The sequence below is a fragment of the Streptomyces sp. NPDC096176 genome, assembly GCF_044763255.1.
Taxonomy (GTDB): Bacteria; Actinomycetota; Actinomycetes; order Streptomycetales; family Streptomycetaceae; genus Streptomyces.
Window position 1 is genome coordinate 517861 of sequence record NZ_JBIWFV010000006.1, and the last position, 18705, is coordinate 536565.

Consider the following 18705-nt stretch of genomic DNA (forward strand, 5'->3'; position numbering starts at 1 on the left):
AGCGAGATCAAGGGGGCCGAGCCATCGATGGACGTCTTCGGTGTTCACCACGACCTCATCGCCGAGTACGAGGCGTTCACCAGCTCCCTCGTCGCCGTGCGGGACCCGGACATCGAGACTCACCTTGCCGGTGAGCGCGAACGCAAGACCCGCTGGCCCGACCCCAAGCTCGCTCTGAACCCCACCTTCCGCAGCGCCGGAACCGTGGCGGCGATGTGCGACGAGGGGCTGCTCCATCCGATGTGCCGCGACTACTTCCGGCACAAGAAGCACCCGAACGACCCCGGGAGCCGCACGCTCTCCCTCCACCGGCACCAGCGTGAAGCCATCACCGCGGCCGATCGCGGCGACTCCTACGTGTTGACCACGGGCACCGGCTCGGGCAAGAGCCTGACCTACATAGTCCCGATCGTCGACCGGGTACTGCGGCACCCGAATCCCGACGGGATCTCGGCGATCGTCGTCTATCCCATGAACGCGCTGGCCAACAGTCAGCTCCACGAGCTGGAGAAGTACCTCACGTGGGGTGTCCCCGACGGCAGCCGCAAGGTGACCTTCGCGCGGTACACCGGCCAGGAGGACTCCGAGCAGAAACTCCAGGTCCTGCGGAACAAGCCGGACATCCTACTCACCAACTACGTGATGCTGGAGTACCTCCTCACCCGCCCCGACGAGCGGCGGGAGCTGATCGGCGCCGCCCGGGGCCTGCGCTTCCTCGCCCTCGACGAGCTGCACACCTACCGCGGCCGCCAGGGAGCCGACGTCGCCCTCCTCGTCCGCCGGCTGCGGGACGCCTGCGAAGCGCCCGACCTCCAGTGCATCGGGACCTCGGCCACGATGGCCACCGGCGTGACCTTCGCAGAGGCCCGCGAGGAGATCGCCAAGGTCGCCACACGCCTCTTCGGCACGGAGATCCGGCCGGACCGCGTCATCGGCGAATCTCTGGAGCGCTCGACCGACCCCGGTCCTGACGCCGTGCCCGGGGTTCACCCCCGTGAGCCCCTGGCCGACGCGGTGCGCCGCGCTGCCGCCACGCCCCACGAGCTCCCGGCCGAGTACAACGCCCTGAGCCGCGACCCCCTCGCGGTCTGGGTCGAGGACACCGTGGGGCTGGCCGTCGAGGAGCCCAGTGGCCGGCTCGTCCGCCGCCCTCCGCTCACGATTCCACAGGCGTCCGCCCTGCTCGGTGACGCGAGCGGGGAGCCCGCCGAGGTCTGTCACCGGGCCATCGAGACCGTGCTGCACGTCGGCGCGAAAGCCAAGCACCGGGAACTGGAGAGGCCCCTGTTCGCCTTCCGGCTGCACCAGTTCCTGTCCAAGGGTGACACCGTCTATGTCAGCCTCGAACCGCCCGGCCACCGCCACCTCACCAGCCAGTACCAGACCCGCGTCCCCGACCACCGCGACAAGCCGCTCGTCCCCCTGCACTTCTGCCGTGACTGCGGCAAGGAGTACCTGGTGGTCACCCGCCCCGCCGAGCACGAAGGCATGGTGTTCGAGGCCCGGGAGGACCCGGACGCCCCGGCCGCCGACGGCGACGGATTCCTCTATGTCAGCGGCGACCGGCCCTGGCCCGACGCGCATGACGAGGACGCCGTGTTCCGGCGCCTCCCGGCGAGCTGGGTCGAGACGGACGACGACGGCCGGTCGACGGTCCTGAAGGCCCGGTCCGGTGATCTTCCCGAGGAGGTGTGGATCGGCCCGGACGGCCGGGCCACGGAGCCTGGCACGGGCCTGCGGGCCTGGTGGATCGCCGCCCCGTTCCGCTTCTGCCTGCACTGCCGCACCTCGTACGAGCAGCTGCGGCTCAAGGACCTCGCCAAGCTGGGCACCTTCTCCGCGGAAGGCCGCAGCTCCGCCGTCTCCCTGATCAGCTCTCGCGTCGTACGGTCCCTGCGCGAGCAGCCAGACCTGACGAAGAAGGCACGGAAACTCCTCACCTTCGTCGACAACCGGCAGGACGCCAGCCTCCAGGCCGGACACTTCAATGACTTCGCCCTGGTGAGCCAGGTGCGCGGTGCCCTGTACCGGGCCCTGGAGACCGCGGGGGAGCAAGGACTGACCTACGACCGGCTGCCCCAAGCCGTGTTCGACACCCTCGCCCTCCCGCTGGAGACCTATGCCAGGGTGCCGACCGCCAAGTTCCACCAGCGCGACCTCGCACACTCCGCTCTGCGTGAGGTACTCGCCTACCGCGTCTACGCCGACCTGGAGCGCGGCTGGCGTGTCACCATGCCCAACCTCTCCCAGACCGGCCTGTTGCGCTTCGACTACACGTCCCTCGCCGAGATTGCGGAAGATCCCGAGTGCTGGGAGGGCTGCCATCCACTCCTCACCGGCGACACGGCCGCCCACCGCGGGCAACTGGCCCGTGATCTCCTCGACGAACTGCGGCGCTCCCTCGCCGTGGAGGTGGAGTGCCTCACTCAGGAGGGATTCGACCGGCTCGGCAGTATCAGCGAGACGCATCTCGTCGCCCCCTGGGCCCTGTCCGCACGTGAACCGCGGGTTCGTTCCCGCCTGGCCTACGCGGGCCGCGGTCAGACCGGCGCGGCGGCCGACACCGTGCACCTCAGCGGTCTCGGCGGATACGGCCGCTACCTGCGCCGCATCGGCCAGTTCGCCGCCCTCCCCGGCCAGGCGGGCAAGCGCATTCCGGTCGCCGACGCCGACGCGGTCATCCGCGATCTGATGCGGGTGCTGCGTGAGTGCGGGCTGCTCGCCGTCGTCCAGGAGGAGCGTGACGGCTCCTACGGCCACCAGCTGCGCGCCTCCGCCCTGCGCTGGCTCCCCGGCGACGGTACGAGGCCCGAACCGGACCCGGTGCGCAAGGTGACCGACGTGGAGGCCGACGTCCGCGTCAACCCGTACTTCCGCGATCTCTACCGCGCCGGGGCCGCCGGGCTCACCGGCATAAGGGCGCACGAGCACACAGCACAGGTGGACTCCACGACCCGCCGCCTCCGTGAGGACGCGTTCCGTGAAGGCGACCTGGAGATCCTCTACTGCTCGCCGACGATGGAGCTGGGCGTGGACATCGCCGAGCTGAACGCGGTCGGGATGCGCAACGTCCCGCCGACCCCGGCGAACTACGCCCAGCGCTCCGGACGTGCCGGCCGCAGTGGCCAGCCGGCGCTCGTCACCACCTATTGCTCGACCGGCTCCCCTCATGACCAGTACTACTTCCGCCGCCCGGGTCTCATGGTGTCCGGCAGCGTTACTCCGCCCCGGCTCGACCTGGCCAACGAGGAACTGATCCGTTCCCACGTCCACTCGATCTGGCTCGCCGAGACGGGCGTCCACCTCGGCAGCCGCCTCACTGACGTGCTCGACGCGGAGACGGCGGACGCGGACGGCCGGTGGCCGCTGGACCTGCTGCCGCGGGTACGCGACGACCTTGACAGCGAGACCGCCCGGTTGCGCGCCATCAGCCGCGCCACCGAGGTCCTCGCCCCCCTACGTGACGAGCTCTCGGAGTCCTCCTGGTGGTACGAGGGCTGGGTCGAGCGCACCGTCCGTCAGGCGCTCGGCAGTCTCCACGAGGCCTGCGAGCGCTGGCGCCGTCTGTACCGCACCGCACGCAGCGAGGTCGAGCAGCAGCACCGCCGGGCCAACGACCTCTCGCTCAGCCGCAGGGACCGCGACCGCGCGGCAGGCCGGCGTGCCGAGGCCGAGAACCAGCTGAAGCTGCTGCGCAACGAGGCCGACAGCGCGTCGTACAGCGACTTCTACACCTACCGATACTTCGCCTCCGAAGGGTTCCTGCCCGGCTACTCCTTCCCCCGCCTGCCCCTCGCGGCCTACGTCCCCGGCGAGCGTTCCGCCGGAATGTACGGGCAGCGCAACGGCGCCTACATCCAGCGCCCCCGCTTCATCGCGATCGGCGAGTTCGGGCCCGGCGCGCTGATCTACCACGAGGGCAACCGCTACACCATCGACCGCGTGACCGTCCCGATGGGCGACCGACCCGGGCAGGTGGCGACGAGTGACGTCAGGCTCTGCGAGGCCTGCGGCTACTGGCACGACCGGCTCGAGGGCGCCGACCGATGCGAGAACTGCGCCGTCCCGCTCCACCGCACCCTGCCGAAGCTGATGCAGCTCACGCAGGTGCACGCCGAGCCCCGCCGCCGGATCTCCTCCGACGAGGAGGAGCGCCTCAAGCGGGGCTTCCACCTGCGGACCGTCTACCGGTACTCGCCCGGCGGCGTGTACCAGGCCCAAGTACGCGGCGCGGACGGGGCGCCGCTGGCGGAGGTCGCCTACGGGGACTCGGCGAGCGTCCGTGTCCTCAACCTCGGCTATCGCAAACGCGACGCACAGGACCGATCGGGCCAGGGGTTCTGGCTGGACCCGGTCACCGGCAGGTGGCTGTCGGAGAGCAAGGCGGCCCGCCTGGCCCAGGAGGAGTCCGCGGAGGAGGAGTCGCTGGCGTCGTTCGACCGGGCGCAGCGCACCCTCCAGGTCATCCCCTATGCCCAGGACACCAAGAACATCGCCGTGATGAGGCTGGCCGAGCCGGTCGACGACATCACCGCGGTCTCCTTGCGCTACGCGCTGGAGCGCGGGATCGAGGCGCACTTCCAGCTGGAGGACTCGGAGCTGGAGAGCGAGGACCTCCCCGACGCCGAGAGGCACGGCCGGACCCTCTTCGTCGAGAGCGCCGAGGGCGGAGCGGGCGTGCTGCGCCGCCTGTACGACGACAAGAAAGCCCTCGCCCTGGTGGCGCGGGAGGCCCTGCGGATCATCCACTACGACGAGGACGGCAAGGACCTCGACCGGGCGGACGGCGCGGCCGAGCGTTGCGAACTCGGCTGCTACGACTGCCTGTTGTCGTACTCCAACCAGGGCTTCCACCGGCGCATCGACCGGCACCGGGCCGCGCCGTGGCTGGTGGCACTGGCCCGGTCCCTGACGAGGGACGAGTCCCGCCCGGAGCCTTCGACGGCACCCGCTCCTCACCGGCAACCGGTACCGGACACACCCGTCGAGGCGTTCGTACGCCTCCTCGCGGACGGCGGCCACCGCACCCCCGACGAGACGGCCACCGGGGTCGCGGACGTGGTCTACCACCTCCCCGGCGCCGAGGTCGCGGTGTTCCTGGAGTACGACGGCGCCCGCCGGCTCGGCGAGCAGGACGAGTACCGCATGATGGACGACGGCTGGCTGGTGATCAGGGCCGGAGCCGAACCCGACTGGAAGGACACCGTGCGCGCATACCCGGACGTCTTCGGCATCGGCCGCGACCACAGGGGAGGCGACCGATGAGTGCCACGGTCGAGCGTGCGCCCGGCACCCTGGTGCGCGCCCGGGACCGCGACTGGGTCGTCCTTCCGGGCACCACCGAGGATCTGGTTCTCGCCCAGCCCCTGGACGGGGACCGGGAGTTCGTCGCCGCCCTCTTCCCCGACGAGGTCAGCGAGCCGGGCTTCGGCCGTCCTCCCGCCCTGCCCGGCGAAGCCGGTGACTTCGCGTCCGCCTCGCTGCTGCGCACCGCTCTGCGCATCGCCTCCACCGCGGGCGCGGGCCCCTTCCGCTCACTCAACGCCGTCGCCGTCGAGCCGCGCCGGTACCAGCTGGTGCCGCTCATGATGGCGCTGCGCATGGACCCCGTACGCCTCCTGATCGGCGACGACGTGGGCATCGGCAAGACCGTCGAGTCGGCGCTGATCGCCAGGGAACTCATGGAGCAGGGCTCCGCCCGCAACATGACCGTGCTCTGCTCGCCCTCGCTCGCCGAGCAGTGGCAGCGCGAGCTGCGCGACAAGTTCGGCATGGACCCCGAGCTGGTCCTGCCGTCCACGGCCGCACGCCTGCAGAAGGCGATCGACGACCCCGACCGGTCGATCTTCGACCACTATCCGGTCACGGTGGTCTCCACCGACTTCATCAAGCAGGACGAGCGCCGCGACACGTTCCGCCACCACTGCCCGGACGTGCTGATCGTCGACGAGGCGCACACCTGCGTGGGAACGGGCGGCAACGAGCAGCAGAAGCGGTACGAACTGCTCTCCGCGCTCGCCGACCGCACCGAACGCGACCGCCACCTCATCCTGGTCACCGCCACCCCGCACAGCGGCGACCCGCAGGCGTTCGCGAAGCTCACCGGTCTCCTCGACCCTTCCCTGCGCACCCTGGACACCACCCGGTCCGCCGACCGCGACAAGCTGGCCCGCCACTTCGTGCAGCGCCGCCGCCACGACATCAAGCGGTACGTCGGCCAGGACACGCCCTTCCCCGAGGACCGGGACACCCAGGACGCCCTCTACCGGCTCGACACCGACTACGCCCGCTTCGTCGCCGACATCCTCGCCTACACCCGCCATCAGGTACGCGGCGCCGACGGCGACCACCACCAGCGCATGTCCTGGTGGACGGCGCTCACCTTGCTGCGCTGTGTCCTGTCCTCGCCCGCCGCGGCCGCCGCGACCCTGCGCACCCGCTCCCTGATTGCCGCCACCCGCACCCCGGCCGAGGCCGACAAGCTGGGCCGGGCCGCCGCCTTCGAACTCACCGACGACGAGACCGCCGAGGGCATGGACGTGGTGCCCGGCTCGCTCCCCGACGAGGACAGCGCCACCCCGGGCAAGCCTCCCAAGGGGCGCACGAGCGAGGCCCAGGCCCTGGCCGACTTCGCCGACCGGGCGGACGCCCTCGCCGGCCCCGAGACCGACGCCAAGCTGCGCACCCTCGTCGACCGGGTCAAGCGGCAACTGGTCGACGGCTATGACCCGATCGTCTTCTGCCACTACATCCCGACCGCCGAGTACGTGGCCCGGCACCTCAAGGAGGAACTGGGCCGCAGCGCCAGCGTGGAGGCGGTCACCGGCACCCTGCATCCCGACGCCCGGCAGGCCCGCGTCGACGAGCTGACCGCCCGGCGCGGCCGGCACGTCCTCGTCGCCACCGACTGCCTCTCCGAGGGCGTCAACCTCCAGGAGCACTTCGGCGCCGTCATCCACTACGACCTGTCCTGGAACCCGACCCGCCACCTCCAGCGCGCGGGCCGCGTCGACCGGTTCGGCCAGCCCCGCCGCCGTGTTCGCGAGATCACCGTCTACGACACGGACACCGGAATCGACGGCCTCGTCCTGAAGGTGCTCATCCAGAAGCACAAGGACATCGCCGACCAGACCGGTGTGGCCGTCCTCGTCCCCGACCAGGGCCGGGGCGTCCTCGAAGCCCTCGCCAGCGCGCTGCTGCTGCGCGGCCGGCAGCCGGAGGGCCAGCTCACTCTCGACTTCGAGGACGACCCCGACTTCGGCCGGGCCCGCGAGGCCCTCCACAAGGAGTGGGAGTCGGCTGCCGAACGGGAGTCGAAGGTACTCACCAAGTTCGCCCACTCCGGTCTGCGGCCCGAGGAGGTGGAAGCCGAACTGGACGCGCTGCGCCAGGCGTTGGGCGACCCCGGTGACATCGCCACGTTCACCCGCGAGTCCCTGGCCCAGCTGGGCGCCCAGCCGATCGGCGACGCCCGCGGCCGGGGCTTCAAAGCCCCCGTCGACCCGCTGCCCACCGGCCTCAAGCACGCCCTCGGCTTCTACGAGGACGCCGACCAGAGTGCCGCACCGGGCGGAGCGGCCAGGGCGAAGGCCAAGGGCCGCGCCAAGACGGCCGCCCGCGACCTCGTCTTCCGCGAGGACCTCCCCGTCGCCCGCGGCGAACACGCCCTGTCCCGCACCGACCCGGCGGTGCGCGCCCTCGCCCGCTACCTCCTCGACGCGGCCGTCGACACCGGCCTGCCGCCCGAGGAACGCCCCGCCCGCCGCCTCGGTGTGATCCGCACCGCCGCCGTCGACCGCCGCTCGGTCCTGCTGCTCGCCCGCTACCGCTTCCGCCTCACCCTTCCCGGCCGCACGGTCACGGACGAACCACGCGTCCTGGTCGCCGACGACGCCCAGGTCCTCGCCTGGCGCACCGGTGACGACGGCAGCCGCGCCTGGCTGTCCGACGAGGAGACCGCCGCCCTGCTCACCGCCACCCCCGACCTCAACACCCTGCCCGCCCTGCGCGACCAGCAGGCCGCCCGGGCGGCCGACGAGCTCGGCGACGACGAGATCAACGGCCACCTGAAGGCCCGCGGACAGCTCCTCGCGGACCGCCTCCGCGACGCCCACCAGCGGGTCCGCGAAGCCGCCGGCCAGCGTGGCCGCGAGCGCGGCGCCGCCGCCGTACGCCGCATCGACGTCCGACCGTCCGGCAAACCCGACCTGCTCGGCGTGTACGTGTACCTCAGCGCCCCGGCCGCACAGCAGCCCGCCCCCGGAGGAGACCGGTGACCGCCCTCGCTCCCGACCGCCTCCCCGCCTCCGCCGCCGTACGCGTCGAGGGCGGCCTGCTCTCCGCCGACCTCCTCGCCAAGATCCGCGCCGGCGACCCCGAACTGCCCGGCAGCGCCCCCGCCGACTACGGGCTCGGGCGCGGCGTGCGCATCGAGGACGCCGCGAGCCGCAAGTGGAACGCGCTGCGCGCCGCATACACCTCGCTCCAGGAGGAGCTGAAGGAACTCGACGGCAAGACCGACCCGACGAAGGCGACCCGCGTCTGGCTGCTCACCCTCCTGGAGGAGCTGGGCTACGGCCGCCTCGCACCCCGGCGCGGCGGCATCACGCTGCCCGGCCGTGAGCCGTACCGGGTCAGCCACCAGTGGCAGGACCACCTCCCCGTCCACCTGCTCGGCTGGACCACCCCCTTGGACCGCTGGTCGGCGGGCAGCGCCCGCGTGCCGCAGTCGATGATGCAGGAGCTGCTCAACGCCTCCCCGGACCACCTGTGGGGCATCCTCTCCAACGGCAAGGTGCTGCGCCTGCTGCGCGACTCCACGGCCCTCGTCGGTTCCGCCTACGTCGAGTTCGACCTCGAAGCCATCTTCGGCGGCGGGGACTTCTCCGACTTCCTGCTGATGTACGCCCTGCTCCACGCCTCCCGCCTGGAACTGGTGCCCAAGCCGGAGAAGAAGCGCCGGGGCGCGTCGGCAGCCGCGCCGGAGGACGAGGAAGAGGCCGACGAGGAGGGCGAGGACGAGGGGGACGTCCTTGCGGCACCCGACGAACTCCCGCTGACCCCCGCGGACTGCCGCCTCGAATGGTGGCGCGACTTCGCCGTCGAGACCGGCATCCGTTCCCGCAACCTCCTGCGCGACCAGGTCGCCAAGGCGCTGAACGTCCTCGGCACGGGCTTTCTCCAGAACAACCCGGCCCTCGCCGAGGCGATCACCGCCGGAGGCCGCCGTGCCCTCGACGACTTCCACCACGAGCTGCTGCGCCTCGCCTACCAGCTGATCTTCCTCTTCGTCGCCGAGGACCGGGATGCGCTGCTCGTACACCCCGGCCGCAAGGCCACCAAGGCGGAGGCGAAGGCGAACCAGGCGGCCCGCGAGCGCTACGCCCGCTACTTCTCGACCGCCCGCCTGCGCCGGATCGCCTCCCGCCGGAAGGGCGACCACCACACCGACCTGTGGCAGGGCCTCAAGCGGGTCCTCGACGCCCTCGGCACCATCGGCGGGGAACCCACGCTGGCGCTGCCCGAACTCGGTGGCCTCTACTACCTCCCCGAGCCGGACGAGATCGACCAGGACGGCCAGTCCACCCGCCTCCCCTGCAGCCCGGAGCCGCTGCGCGCGGCGAAACTCCCCAACGAGCGCCTGCTGGAAGCGGTGCGCCTGCTCTCCCGCATCAAGGACAAGGGCCGCACCACCCGCGTCGACTACCGGCATCTGGGTGCCGAGGAACTGGGCAGCGTCTACGAGTCCCTGCTGGAACTCGTCCCCGCCCGCGAGCCGGAGAACGAGCTGTTCGAGCTCAAGGACCTCGTCGCCGGCAACAAGCGCAAGCTGACAGGCTCCTACTACACCCCGTCGTCCCTCATCGAGAAGCTCCTCGACAACGCGCTCGACCCGGTCATAGAGAAGTACGCCGCATCCGGTGTCCCGGACCACCTGCTGCGGATCAACTTCGTCGACCCGGCCTGTGGATCGGGCCACATGCTGGTCGCAGCCGCCCGGCGCATCGCGCTGCGGTACGCGGGGATGCACCACGGAGAGAGCCAGCCGGCGCCGGAGCTGGTCCGCGAGGCGATGGCCAAGGTCGTACGCCACTGCGTCCACGGCGTCGACATCAACCCGCTCGCCGCCGAACTGGCCAAGGTGTCGCTGTGGCTGGAGTCACTCACCCCCGGTGAGCCGCTCGCGTATCTCGACGACCGGATCAAGACGGGGAACGCCCTGCTGGGGGCGACGCCCGCAGTCCTCGAGCAGGGCGTCGTCCCGGACGGCGCCTTCGAGAAGCTGGAGGGCGACGAGCAGAAGGTCGTCACCGAGCTGAAGCGGCGCAACGACCAGGAACGGAAGGGCGCGTCGCAGCTCCCGTTCAACGAGGCGGTCGTACGCACCAGCATGGCGACGGTGCGGGTGGAGGCGGAGAAGGTAGCGAAGATCGGAGACCACAGCCTGGACGAGGTCCGCCGGCACGCCCGCGCGCACCGGGAGTTCGAGAAGCAGCCCGAGCTGCGGCACATGAAGCGGGTCGCGGACGTGTGGTGCGCGTCGTTCCTGTGGCCCAAGCACAAGGGCGCCCCCACGGCGATCACGACGGACGTGCTGCGGGCCGTGGAGAAGGACAAGGAGGACGGGCCGCTGGAGGACGAGGCGGCCGAGCTGATGCTCAAGGACATCGTCCGCCGCAACCAGTTCTTCCATTGGCACCTGGAGTTCCCGCGTGTCTTCCGGGTGGAGGACTCCGACGCCGAGGACTTCAACCCGGGGACCGGCTGGCAGGGCGGCTTCGACGCGGTGCTGGGCAATCCGCCGTGGGAACGGGTCAAGATCCAGAAGAAGGAGTGGTTCGCGGCGCGCGACGAGAACATCGCCGCGGCGGCCACGGCCAGCATCCGCGACCGCATGATCGAGGCGCTGGCGACGAGCCTGGACGAAGAGGGCCGCCCGAACGAGGGTGACCGCGGGCTGTACGCGGAGTACCAGTTCGACCAGCGGGAGTCCAAGGGCCAGGTCGCCATGTACCGGAAGGCGGGGCTGTTCCCGAAGACCGGCTTCGGTGACGTGAACACGTACGCGGTCTTCGCGGAGAAGGCACGGCAGCTGATCGGCCCGGAGGGCATGGCGGGACTGGTCCTGCCGACGGGGATCGCCACGGACAAGACGACGGCGGCGTTCTTCTCGGATCTGGTGGAGAAGCGGCAGATGGTGGCCGTGCTGGACATGGAGAACGAGGAGAAGCTGTTTCCGGCGGTCACGAACCGTGTGGCGTTCTGCCTGTTCACCATGGCGGGCCGTGATCTCGCCGAGCATCACCCGGTTGTGCGGCTTGCGTTCCGGGCGCGGCGGCCGGATCAGCTGGATGCTCGGGAGTTCACGCTGGACGAGGAGGGGTTCAAACGGATCAATCCGAACACGCGGACGGCGCCTGCCTGCGAGAGCGCTGAGCATCTGGGCGTGCTGGAAGCTGTGCACGAGCAGGTCCCACTGTTGCGACGGCACGTTAGTGGTGGGCCTGCGGACCCTTGGCGGCTGGGTTCGGCGCCCTTTATGCGTATGTGCGAAAATACCAATAGCTATCGCAAGTTGGAGGCTCTCGCCGTCGATCACCGGCGATGCGGCACGGTATTTACGGATGGCGCGGCTCGCTACCTTCCTCTTTACGAGGGCCGGATGCTGCACCAATACGACAGTCGTTTCGCCACGTACGAGAACGCGACCCAGGCGCAGATCAACAAGGGGACGTTGCCCCGGCTCGACACAGATGCTCACCAAGATCCCGCGTCCTTGCCTCTGCCTCGGCGCTGGGTCGCTGAAAGTGAGGTTGAGGGCAATCTCGCCGAAAACCTGGCCAAGCAACGTCAGGCCTGGACGCACAATTGGTTGATGGGCTGGCGCGACATCTGTCGATGGTCAGACGAACGGACGGTGATCGCGTCCGTGTTGCCGAGGACTGCAGTAGGCCACAAGTTTCCGTTGATGTTCCCCCCGAAGTGGCCGGAAATGTTGCTAGCTAACCTCAGTAGCAGAGTGCTGGACTTCGTGGCTAAGCAGAAGTACACCGGCGCTTCCCTGGTGTACTTCGTACTTGAGCAGCTCCCGGTCCTGCCCCCCACCGTCTATGACCTTTCAGCCCCCTGGACCGAAGACGCCCTCCTCGCCGACTGGATCCGCCCTCGAGTTCTCGAACTCACCTACACTTCGTACGAGATGGCCCCCTGGGCGAAGTACCTCGGTGACGAGGGCCCGCCCTTTGTGTGGGACGAGATGCGCCGGTTCCTGATGCGTGCGGAGTTGGACGCCGCGTACTTCCACCTGTACGGGATCGAGCGCGCGGACGTGGACCTGGTCCTGGACAGCTTCCGAGCGTTCAAGAACAAGCAGCCCGCTGTCTTCGAGGACACCAAGAACGAGATTGTCCGTGTCTACGAGGCGATGGCCGAAGGACGGCCCTTCACCCACCCCTCCCTTACCCCGCCTCCCGCTCAGGGTCCGCGCCACCCTCCAGGCACCAGCCCGCTGACCCGCGTCATCCCGGCAGGAGGCCCCCCGAAGCGCCCGACCGCACCGGCGGCCAAGAAGAAGCGCCGAGGCAAGTCCGCGCCCGACCAACTGGGCGGAGGCCTGTTCGGCCTGGACGAGGTCGAGGGCGCCGACATACAGCTCGGCATGCTCAACATGTTCGGCGAGGACAAAGAAGAGTAGGGCGCTGGTGCAGACCAACGGGCGGGCACGGGATCTTCTCCCGTGCCCGCCCGTGAACATCACATACGGTTCAGACGTGCAGAGGTGAGCCTGCAGCGAGGGCTGCGAACGCCGCCCATGCGGCAGGCGTGACGACGAGAGGGCTGATGCCCGTGTCCTTGGAGTCGCGGATGTGGACCGCCTCGGGACGCAGGGCGACCTCGACGCAGTTGTCGTTCTCGCTGCCGCTGTAGCTGCTCTTGAACCAGCTCAGCTCGTCGGTGGTGCTCATAGGGCTCCTCGCATCTGTTCCAGCAGCTTCACGGTAGCCCGGCAGTCCAGGGCTTGTGAACGCAGCTTGCCATAGCGTTGGAGCAGGACGCTCACGTCCTTGGGTGCGGAGATCAGGCTGCTTGATCGCTGCCCTTCGGTGTAACCGATCCACTGGTGAGCAGGCGTCTCGGCCAGGTACAACTGACCGTCGATGCCGCAGTGCTCCTCCTGGATTGTGGGCATGATCTGGATCTCGACGTTGCGTCGCACGCTCATCTCAATGAGGTGGCTGATGACTTGCCTGGTCACTTCGCGTCCCCCCATACGTCGCTCCAGGACACCCTGTTCGATGACGAAGCTGAACGCGGTGTTCTGGTTGACGGAAATGAGGTGTTGTCGGTCCAGCCGAGACGTGACCTCGCGTTCGATCTGCTCCTCGGAGGCTGGCGGAAGCCGCCGGTCGAAGATTGCCCGGATGTATCCCTCCGGCTGCAACAACCCTGGAACCGCCCGGCACTCGTAAGCGTAGAGGGAGATCGCCTCCTCCTCGATCTCCGCCCACTGTCGAAACCAGGACGCCAGCACCGCCCTCCGCGTCAGGCTCTTCGCCGCCGCCGTCAGGACCTTGTGCGCGACCGGTCCCAGTACCTCCTCGGCCCGCGCGGGCAGGTCCACCGGCGGGAACCGCTTGCCCTGCTCGATCTTGGCGACGTACGCGGCCGAGTACCGCACCCGCAGGGCGAACTCCTCCTGCGTCAGGCCGGATTCCTCCCGCAGCGCCTTCAGGACCACACCGAAGGTCTTGAGACTGTCCGAGAGTTCCGCCTCGCTGCCGTTCGTGCCGCCGTTTCCGCCGTGGTCCGCCCTCATCGCCGCCGCGCCTCCCGTGCTCACGTGTCCAGGCGTTGCTCAACCCCGCTCAGCCCACCCAAGGTCACGGGGAGTTACCCACCCAGTCCGAGTGTGCACTGATACAGCCACGCCTGTATGGGTGTCGTGCCGTTAGGGCCGAGAGCGGCCCGTAAACCCCCGTGGTTGCTGGAGGTGGTCGGGCAGCCAGGGCTCGAACGGAGTCGTGCAGTACTGCAAAACGATCGACCCTCATGCGCACGATGGCCATGCAGGGTCTCAAGCTGCACCGCCCCGAGCACTGCCTGGACCTGGCAGAGACCGGCAGTACGAGACCCTGGGCGACCACTGGGCCGCCGCCGAGCAGTACGCACTGGCAGCCACGGCCCGCCCTGCGGACACCTACGTCCACATCGTCTCCTTGGACCTGGTCGCGGGCGCCGAGATGCACCTCAAGCGCGGCAACATCGAGCAGGCGTGCGCCACCTGGCACCGGGCCATCGACCACATGGGCGGTGTCCGCTCGGCCCGCATCCGCAAGGCGGTGTCCCGCATGCGCGGCGACCTGGCACGCTTCCGTGCCCCTGGCCTGCTGTGCGTCGCGGAACTCGACGAACGGGGACGCGACTTCCTCGCCCGTGTCTGACCTCAGCGGCGCCCGGAGAAGCAGCGGCGGACGATCGGCTCCAGGTAGTCGGCATGAGGACCGGACAGACCGGCAAGTTCGTCTGCTGAGCGCACCAGGGCGATGGCGTCGAGTTCAGGTTCGCGGCCCTGGGCGCGTTCGGCTGCCGCGGCAGCGGTGAAGTCCGCACGCAGCGTTACCTCGGGAAGGAGCGGTGCCCGGTAGGTCAGGCCGACGCTGCCGTTCCCGCCGCGGGTGACGATCCACAGCTTCAGGTCCTCGGGGGGTACGCCATTCCCCAACTCCTCGAGCAGCTCCCGCGCGGCCTGGCCGGCCAGTGCCGGCTCGTCCAGTACCGTCCCGTCCGGGGGAGGCTCCACAGACCCCCCTGGCAGCTGCCAGCGGCCCGGGGCGGCCGTGGAGGGCGACATCCTCGCTGCCAGCACACGGCCGTCGTCGGTCGGCTGGACGACGTTCACGAACAACGAGGGCAGCGCGGCGGCGCCGGGAACGCGACGCAAGGCGTAGTGCCGGTACGTCACACGCACCCACGACAGACGCAGAACGCGCGGCCCGGTCCACTCCAGACCTCCACAGGCCACCACCGGCCCGTCGAAGAGAGCGGGGTTGGCCCGCACTGCCATGTCCCACACCCGGTCCCGGGCCTCAGCATCCCGGGACGGCACCGGCGGCTCCGCGGCTTCGGCCAGCAAGAGCCGGTCAACCTCGAAGAGGTCAACGCCCACGGGGGGCGGCGTCTCGGTCACCGGCCCATCGTAGGACCCGCTGCGATCGGCGTCCCGCCGTCCGACACGACTGGCCGACCACCTGGGAGAACACGGGCCGCCTCGCAAGGGCACGGGGAGTTACCCACCCAGTGCAGGGTGTGCACCGGTACAGCGGTGCCTGTATGGGCGTCGTGCCTGTTGGGACGGGAGCAGGGCCCGGAACTCTGGGGCGCATGCCGGCATCACATGCCCAAGAGGATGTAACCGTAAGTGTGTTCGCCCAGGGCTTCTCCGCATCACGCGCCTGGCGTGCCCCGAGCGCGAAACCGGACCGCGGATGAGGAGCGCAACCTGCTGCGGTTGCTTCGACTACGCGGCGGGGCAGCCAAGTTCAGGATTCGTGCGACTCGGGTAGCGCGTCTTCACGGCGCGGACCTGCCCCGCGATGAGGCAGGCGCGCTCCGCGGCGTGGACAGGCACGAGGAACTGGAGCACGCGGCGGCGTGACTGCAGAGGTGCGTCGAGTGACCGGTGGACTGCAAATCCGCGTGACCAAGCCATTCTGACGCGGAGAACGCCTCGCTCCCTTGACCCGCCACAGCCGCTCGGGAAGCGTCGCAACGCAAGAACTCGCAACCGACTTGGAACGGGAGGGCACCATGGCCCTAGAGTTCGTGGGAATCGACCCGGAGACCACCGGAGGTGGCTCGCCGACCGTGTGGGTGGAGGAAGGGACGGCCGACCTCGTCCTCCAGGGCGAGGAGGCCGACAAGCTGCTGAAGGCCCAGGTGAGCGAGACGGAATGGGTCGCCGGACACGACACGGGAATCCCCGCGCATGAGACGGTGATCCGCATCCCCGCCCGCATGGTGCCGATTCTGAGGGAGGCGTGTGATGTCGCAGAACGGCGTGCCGGACTTCGCTGAGCTGCTGCGGTCCGCCGAGCGCACCGCCGTCCATCTGGAGATGCGCGACGTCTACAGCGTCGGCGATGAGAGGGACAGCTTCGAGGAGTTCCTTCGGACCGGTCGGACCGACCTCGACCCCGATTCGCCGTTCTGGCAGGGCTGGACCCCGCTGGTGCGCGAAACCGTCGCCAGGGGCGTCCAGATGCGCCGGGCCCGGATCGTCTCCGAGCCGGTGACCGATTACATCCGGTGGGAGCACGCCCTGACCGCGGTCAACGTAGCCGTTGGTGAGCAGGTCCGCTGGCTCCTCCGTCGTCTTGCCTCCGACATCGCCCTTCCCGGAAACGACCTGTGGCTGATCGACGACCGGCGAGTGATGTTCCACTGGTTCACCGGGGACGGCGACTGGGCAGGACATGAGTTCAACGAGGACCCCGACGTGGTGAAGATGGTCGTCACCGCGTTCGAGGCTGTGTGGGAACGCGGCATCGACCACGAGAAGTTCACCGTCTGATCCCGCGCACGGCCCCATGCCCGCCTCCCCCTCGTCCAGCGCCCAGGCGGCGCGTCAAGCACTCGCGAAGCGCTTGCAGCACCTTCGTCAGGACGCCGGTCTCACCGGGAAGGAGCTCTCCTCCCGGTGCGGCTGGCACCCGGCGAAGACGACCCGCGTCCAAAAGGGCGAGGCCGCGCCCACCGACGCGGACATCAGAGCCTGGTGCGCGGCCTGCGGAGCGGAGGACCAGACAGAGGATCTGATCGCCACGGCGAGGGCGGTCGACTCCATGTATGTGGAGTGGCGGCGCATCCACAAGAACGGCATGCGCAAGGTCCAGCAGGACTTCTCCACCCTCCACGAGCAAGCGGCCATATGCCGCGTGTACTGCTCCAACGCCGTTCCCGGGTTCTTCCAGACCGCCGACTTCGCCACCGCCCTCATGCAGTCGATCACTGACTTCCAGGGAACCCCCAACGATGTCGCCGAGGCCGTCGCCGCCCGCCTCGCCCGTAGCCGGTTCCTGTACGAGGGAGGCCATCGCTTCGTCGTGCTGTTGGAGGAGTGGGTTCTGCGCTCGCGGATCGGCGACCGGGAGACGATGGCCAACCAGCTCCGGCACCTGCTTGACGTCCTGCCACTGCCCTCGGTCTCGCTCGGTGTCATCCCCTTCACTGCCCAGCGCGTCATCTGGCCCTTGGAGGCGTTCTACGTCTTCGACGACGCCCACGCCGTGGTCGAGACCCTGACCGCTGAGATCAACATCAGGCAACCGCGCGAAATCGCCGACTACCGCGCGGCGTTCGCCGAACTCGCGAAGATGGCCGTCTACGGCGACCACGCTCGCCCCCTCATCAACTCGGCGATCAACGCCCTCAGATGACGTTCCGCAATAACCCGCAATTTCGTTGAGCCCGATCTCACGGCCTTCGTACGGTCGTTGACGTCGCCGGAAGGCCAGGCTCCCCGTGCCGGCGGCAGCGGAGAAGAGGCCCAGCCCCACGCCCCCGTAGCCGGGCTGGGCCGTCCCATCGGAGGGATGACCCCGTGACGACGACCGCCGCCGGACCCGCCTCGATCGGCGCACCCGGCTACCGCGAGACGATGCCGTGCGAGCCGGAATCCGCACGCCGTGCGCGCTTGCTCATCAGTGCCGCCCTCAACATCTGGGGCATAGGCAGCCTGGTGGACACGGCCACGCTGGTCGTCTCCGAACTCGTCGGCAACGCCGTCCGGCACACCCCGTGCCGTCTGTTCCGGGTCACCGTCAGCCGGCCCGCACCGCACCGCGTGAGGATCGCGGTCACCGACAAGTCGCGCACAGTCCCCGACATGACCAGCCCAGCCGACGACGCCGAAGAAGGGCGCGGCCTGTTCCTTGTTGACGTGCTGAGCGTCCGGTGGGGCTGCGACCGGCACCGCTGGGGCAAGACGGTCTGGGCGGAGCTGGAGGTCCCCACGTGCTGACCCTCCGGCTGCTTCCCGAAGACGAACTGGACGGCAACCCGGCGCAGTGCGTCGAGCTGGCGGTGCCCCGACGCGGTGGTGACACGATCACTGTGACATCGCTGCGTCTGACGCCCTCCGACCTCGTCCGGCTGCGGGCCCAGGCCGACCTGGCTTTGGGCGAGATCCGTGCGGAAGTCCTCCGCGCCGAGGCTACGTGGCGTCAGCTCCTCGGGGGCTGGTTCGAGGAGAGCCGGGCGGCCGTCGACTCGCTCACCCCTGACGTGGCGCTCCTCACCCGCGTTCTGGAGGGCCTGCGCACCTCCCTGTAACCCACAGACTCCCGTCCGACGACCGAAGGACAGCGCCGGCCGGGAACGGCGCCGGGGGACTGCCCCCGAGGTGCCCCGGCGCCATGCACATCACAGCTCCATCAGACGAGCCCGGCCGGGCATGGCCGGGAGAACCGAAGAGGAAGGAGCACGAGGTGGCAGAGAGCACGACACCGCCGCCGGCTCGCAGTGGCCTCCTGGTGGCGGTAGAGGAACTGACCGCCGTCCACGACCGGTACGACAGCCTCCGGTCCGACAACGCCGGCAGTTCCGGCGATGCCCCGTGGCCGGGCGGTGACGGCAACCTGACCGACATCGAGTAGCACCGGGCGGCGTGGGGTTCGCGCGGTCCGCCGTGCGGGCCCCCGCCGCAGC

General features: G+C 69.8%; 13 protein-coding genes. 10 read left to right on the forward strand and 3 right to left on the reverse strand.

What is annotated here, in order from left to right; all coding sequences use genetic code 11:
* Positions 1-27: 27 nt before the first annotated feature.
* The 3 genes from ACIQ7Q_RS20000 to ACIQ7Q_RS20010 are packed head-to-tail and all read left to right on the forward strand — an operon-like array spanning position 28 to position 12694.
* Positions 28-5265, forward strand: a complete 5238-nt coding sequence (locus tag ACIQ7Q_RS20000; protein ID WP_403863424.1) for a DEAD/DEAH box helicase — start codon at positions 28-30, stop codon at positions 5263-5265.
* The gene (locus ACIQ7Q_RS20005) at positions 5262-8276 is read left to right on the forward strand and encodes a helicase-related protein (protein ID WP_403863427.1); all 3015 of its coding nucleotides are present in this window, start codon (positions 5262-5264) and stop codon (positions 8274-8276) included. Before ACIQ7Q_RS20000 ends, ACIQ7Q_RS20005 begins: the two co-directional genes overlap by 4 nt.
* On the forward strand, positions 8273-12694 hold the full coding sequence (locus tag ACIQ7Q_RS20010) for an Eco57I restriction-modification methylase domain-containing protein (protein WP_403863430.1): 4422 nt from the start codon (positions 8273-8275) through the stop codon (positions 12692-12694). The genes ACIQ7Q_RS20005 and ACIQ7Q_RS20010 overlap by 4 nt, the downstream gene beginning before the upstream one ends.
* Before the next feature lie 70 nt (positions 12695-12764).
* Here the strand turns inward: ACIQ7Q_RS20010 and ACIQ7Q_RS20015 are convergent, their stop codons facing one another.
* Complete coding sequence (locus tag ACIQ7Q_RS20015; RefSeq protein ID WP_403863434.1) at positions 12765-12965, reverse strand: DUF397 domain-containing protein; 201 nt, start codon at positions 12963-12965, stop codon at positions 12765-12767.
* A complete protein-coding gene (locus tag ACIQ7Q_RS20020) occupies positions 12962-13816 on the reverse strand; it encodes a helix-turn-helix domain-containing protein (protein WP_403863617.1) in 855 nt (284 codons plus the stop codon). The genes ACIQ7Q_RS20015 and ACIQ7Q_RS20020 overlap by 4 nt, the downstream gene beginning before the upstream one ends.
* Before the next feature lie 205 nt (positions 13817-14021).
* Between ACIQ7Q_RS20020 and ACIQ7Q_RS20025 the strand changes: the two genes are divergently transcribed.
* Complete coding sequence (locus ACIQ7Q_RS20025; protein ID WP_403863437.1) at positions 14022-14441, forward strand: hypothetical protein; 420 nt, start codon at positions 14022-14024, stop codon at positions 14439-14441.
* Between the two features lie 2 nt (positions 14442-14443).
* On the opposite strand, the gene ACIQ7Q_RS20030 is transcribed toward ACIQ7Q_RS20025, so the two are convergent.
* Positions 14444-15187 carry an NUDIX hydrolase gene (locus ACIQ7Q_RS20030; protein WP_403863440.1) on the reverse strand — a complete coding sequence of 248 codons (744 nt, stop codon included), beginning with the start codon at positions 15185-15187 and terminating at the stop codon, positions 14444-14446.
* Positions 15188-15807: 620 nt separating this feature from the next.
* On the opposite strand from ACIQ7Q_RS20030, the gene ACIQ7Q_RS20035 reads away from it, so the two are divergent.
* The 6 genes from ACIQ7Q_RS20035 (at position 15808) to ACIQ7Q_RS20060 (ending at position 18653) form a co-directional block, all read left to right on the forward strand.
* Positions 15808-16074 (forward strand): hypothetical protein, encoded by a 267-nt coding sequence (locus ACIQ7Q_RS20035; protein ID WP_403863443.1) that lies wholly within the window; start codon positions 15808-15810, stop codon positions 16072-16074.
* Positions 16043-16570, forward strand: a complete 528-nt coding sequence (locus tag ACIQ7Q_RS20040; protein WP_403863446.1) for a DUF6879 family protein — start codon at positions 16043-16045, stop codon at positions 16568-16570. The genes ACIQ7Q_RS20035 and ACIQ7Q_RS20040 overlap by 32 nt, the downstream gene beginning before the upstream one ends.
* Before the next feature lie 16 nt (positions 16571-16586).
* Positions 16587-17435 carry a helix-turn-helix domain-containing protein gene (locus ACIQ7Q_RS20045; protein ID WP_403863449.1) on the forward strand — a complete coding sequence of 283 codons (849 nt, stop codon included), beginning with the start codon at positions 16587-16589 and terminating at the stop codon, positions 17433-17435.
* 164 nt (positions 17436-17599) lie between these two features.
* Positions 17600-18019 (forward strand): ATP-binding protein, encoded by a 420-nt coding sequence (locus tag ACIQ7Q_RS20050; protein ID WP_403863452.1) that lies wholly within the window; start codon positions 17600-17602, stop codon positions 18017-18019.
* Positions 18013-18330, forward strand: a complete 318-nt coding sequence (locus ACIQ7Q_RS20055) for a hypothetical protein (RefSeq protein ID WP_403863455.1) — start codon at positions 18013-18015, stop codon at positions 18328-18330. The genes ACIQ7Q_RS20050 and ACIQ7Q_RS20055 overlap by 7 nt, the downstream gene beginning before the upstream one ends.
* Before the next feature lie 155 nt (positions 18331-18485).
* A complete protein-coding gene (locus tag ACIQ7Q_RS20060) occupies positions 18486-18653 on the forward strand; it encodes a hypothetical protein (RefSeq protein WP_403863458.1) in 168 nt (55 codons plus the stop codon).
* The last annotated feature ends 52 nt before the right edge of the window (positions 18654-18705 follow it).

What these genes read in the sequence shown, in the direction of transcription:
- ACIQ7Q_RS20000 (WP_403863424.1), top strand. Translation starts at nt 28, where the DNA reads ATGGACGTCTTCGGTGTTCACCACGACCTCATCGCCGAGTACGAGGCG.
- ACIQ7Q_RS20005 (WP_403863427.1), top strand. Translation starts at nt 5,262, where the DNA reads ATGAGTGCCACGGTCGAGCGTGCGCCCGGCACCCTGGTGCGCGCCCGG.
- ACIQ7Q_RS20015 (WP_403863434.1), bottom strand. Translation starts at nt 12,965, where the DNA reads ATGAGCACCACCGACGAGCTGAGCTGGTTCAAGAGCAGCTACAGCGGC.
- ACIQ7Q_RS20020 (WP_403863617.1), bottom strand. Translation starts at nt 13,816, where the DNA reads ATGAGGGCGGACCACGGCGGAAACGGCGGCACGAACGGCAGCGAGGCG.
- ACIQ7Q_RS20035 (WP_403863443.1), top strand. Translation starts at nt 15,808, where the DNA reads ATGGCCCTAGAGTTCGTGGGAATCGACCCGGAGACCACCGGAGGTGGC.
- ACIQ7Q_RS20040 (WP_403863446.1), top strand. Translation starts at nt 16,043, where the DNA reads ATGTCGCAGAACGGCGTGCCGGACTTCGCTGAGCTGCTGCGGTCCGCC.
- ACIQ7Q_RS20045 (WP_403863449.1), top strand. Translation starts at nt 16,587, where the DNA reads ATGCCCGCCTCCCCCTCGTCCAGCGCCCAGGCGGCGCGTCAAGCACTC.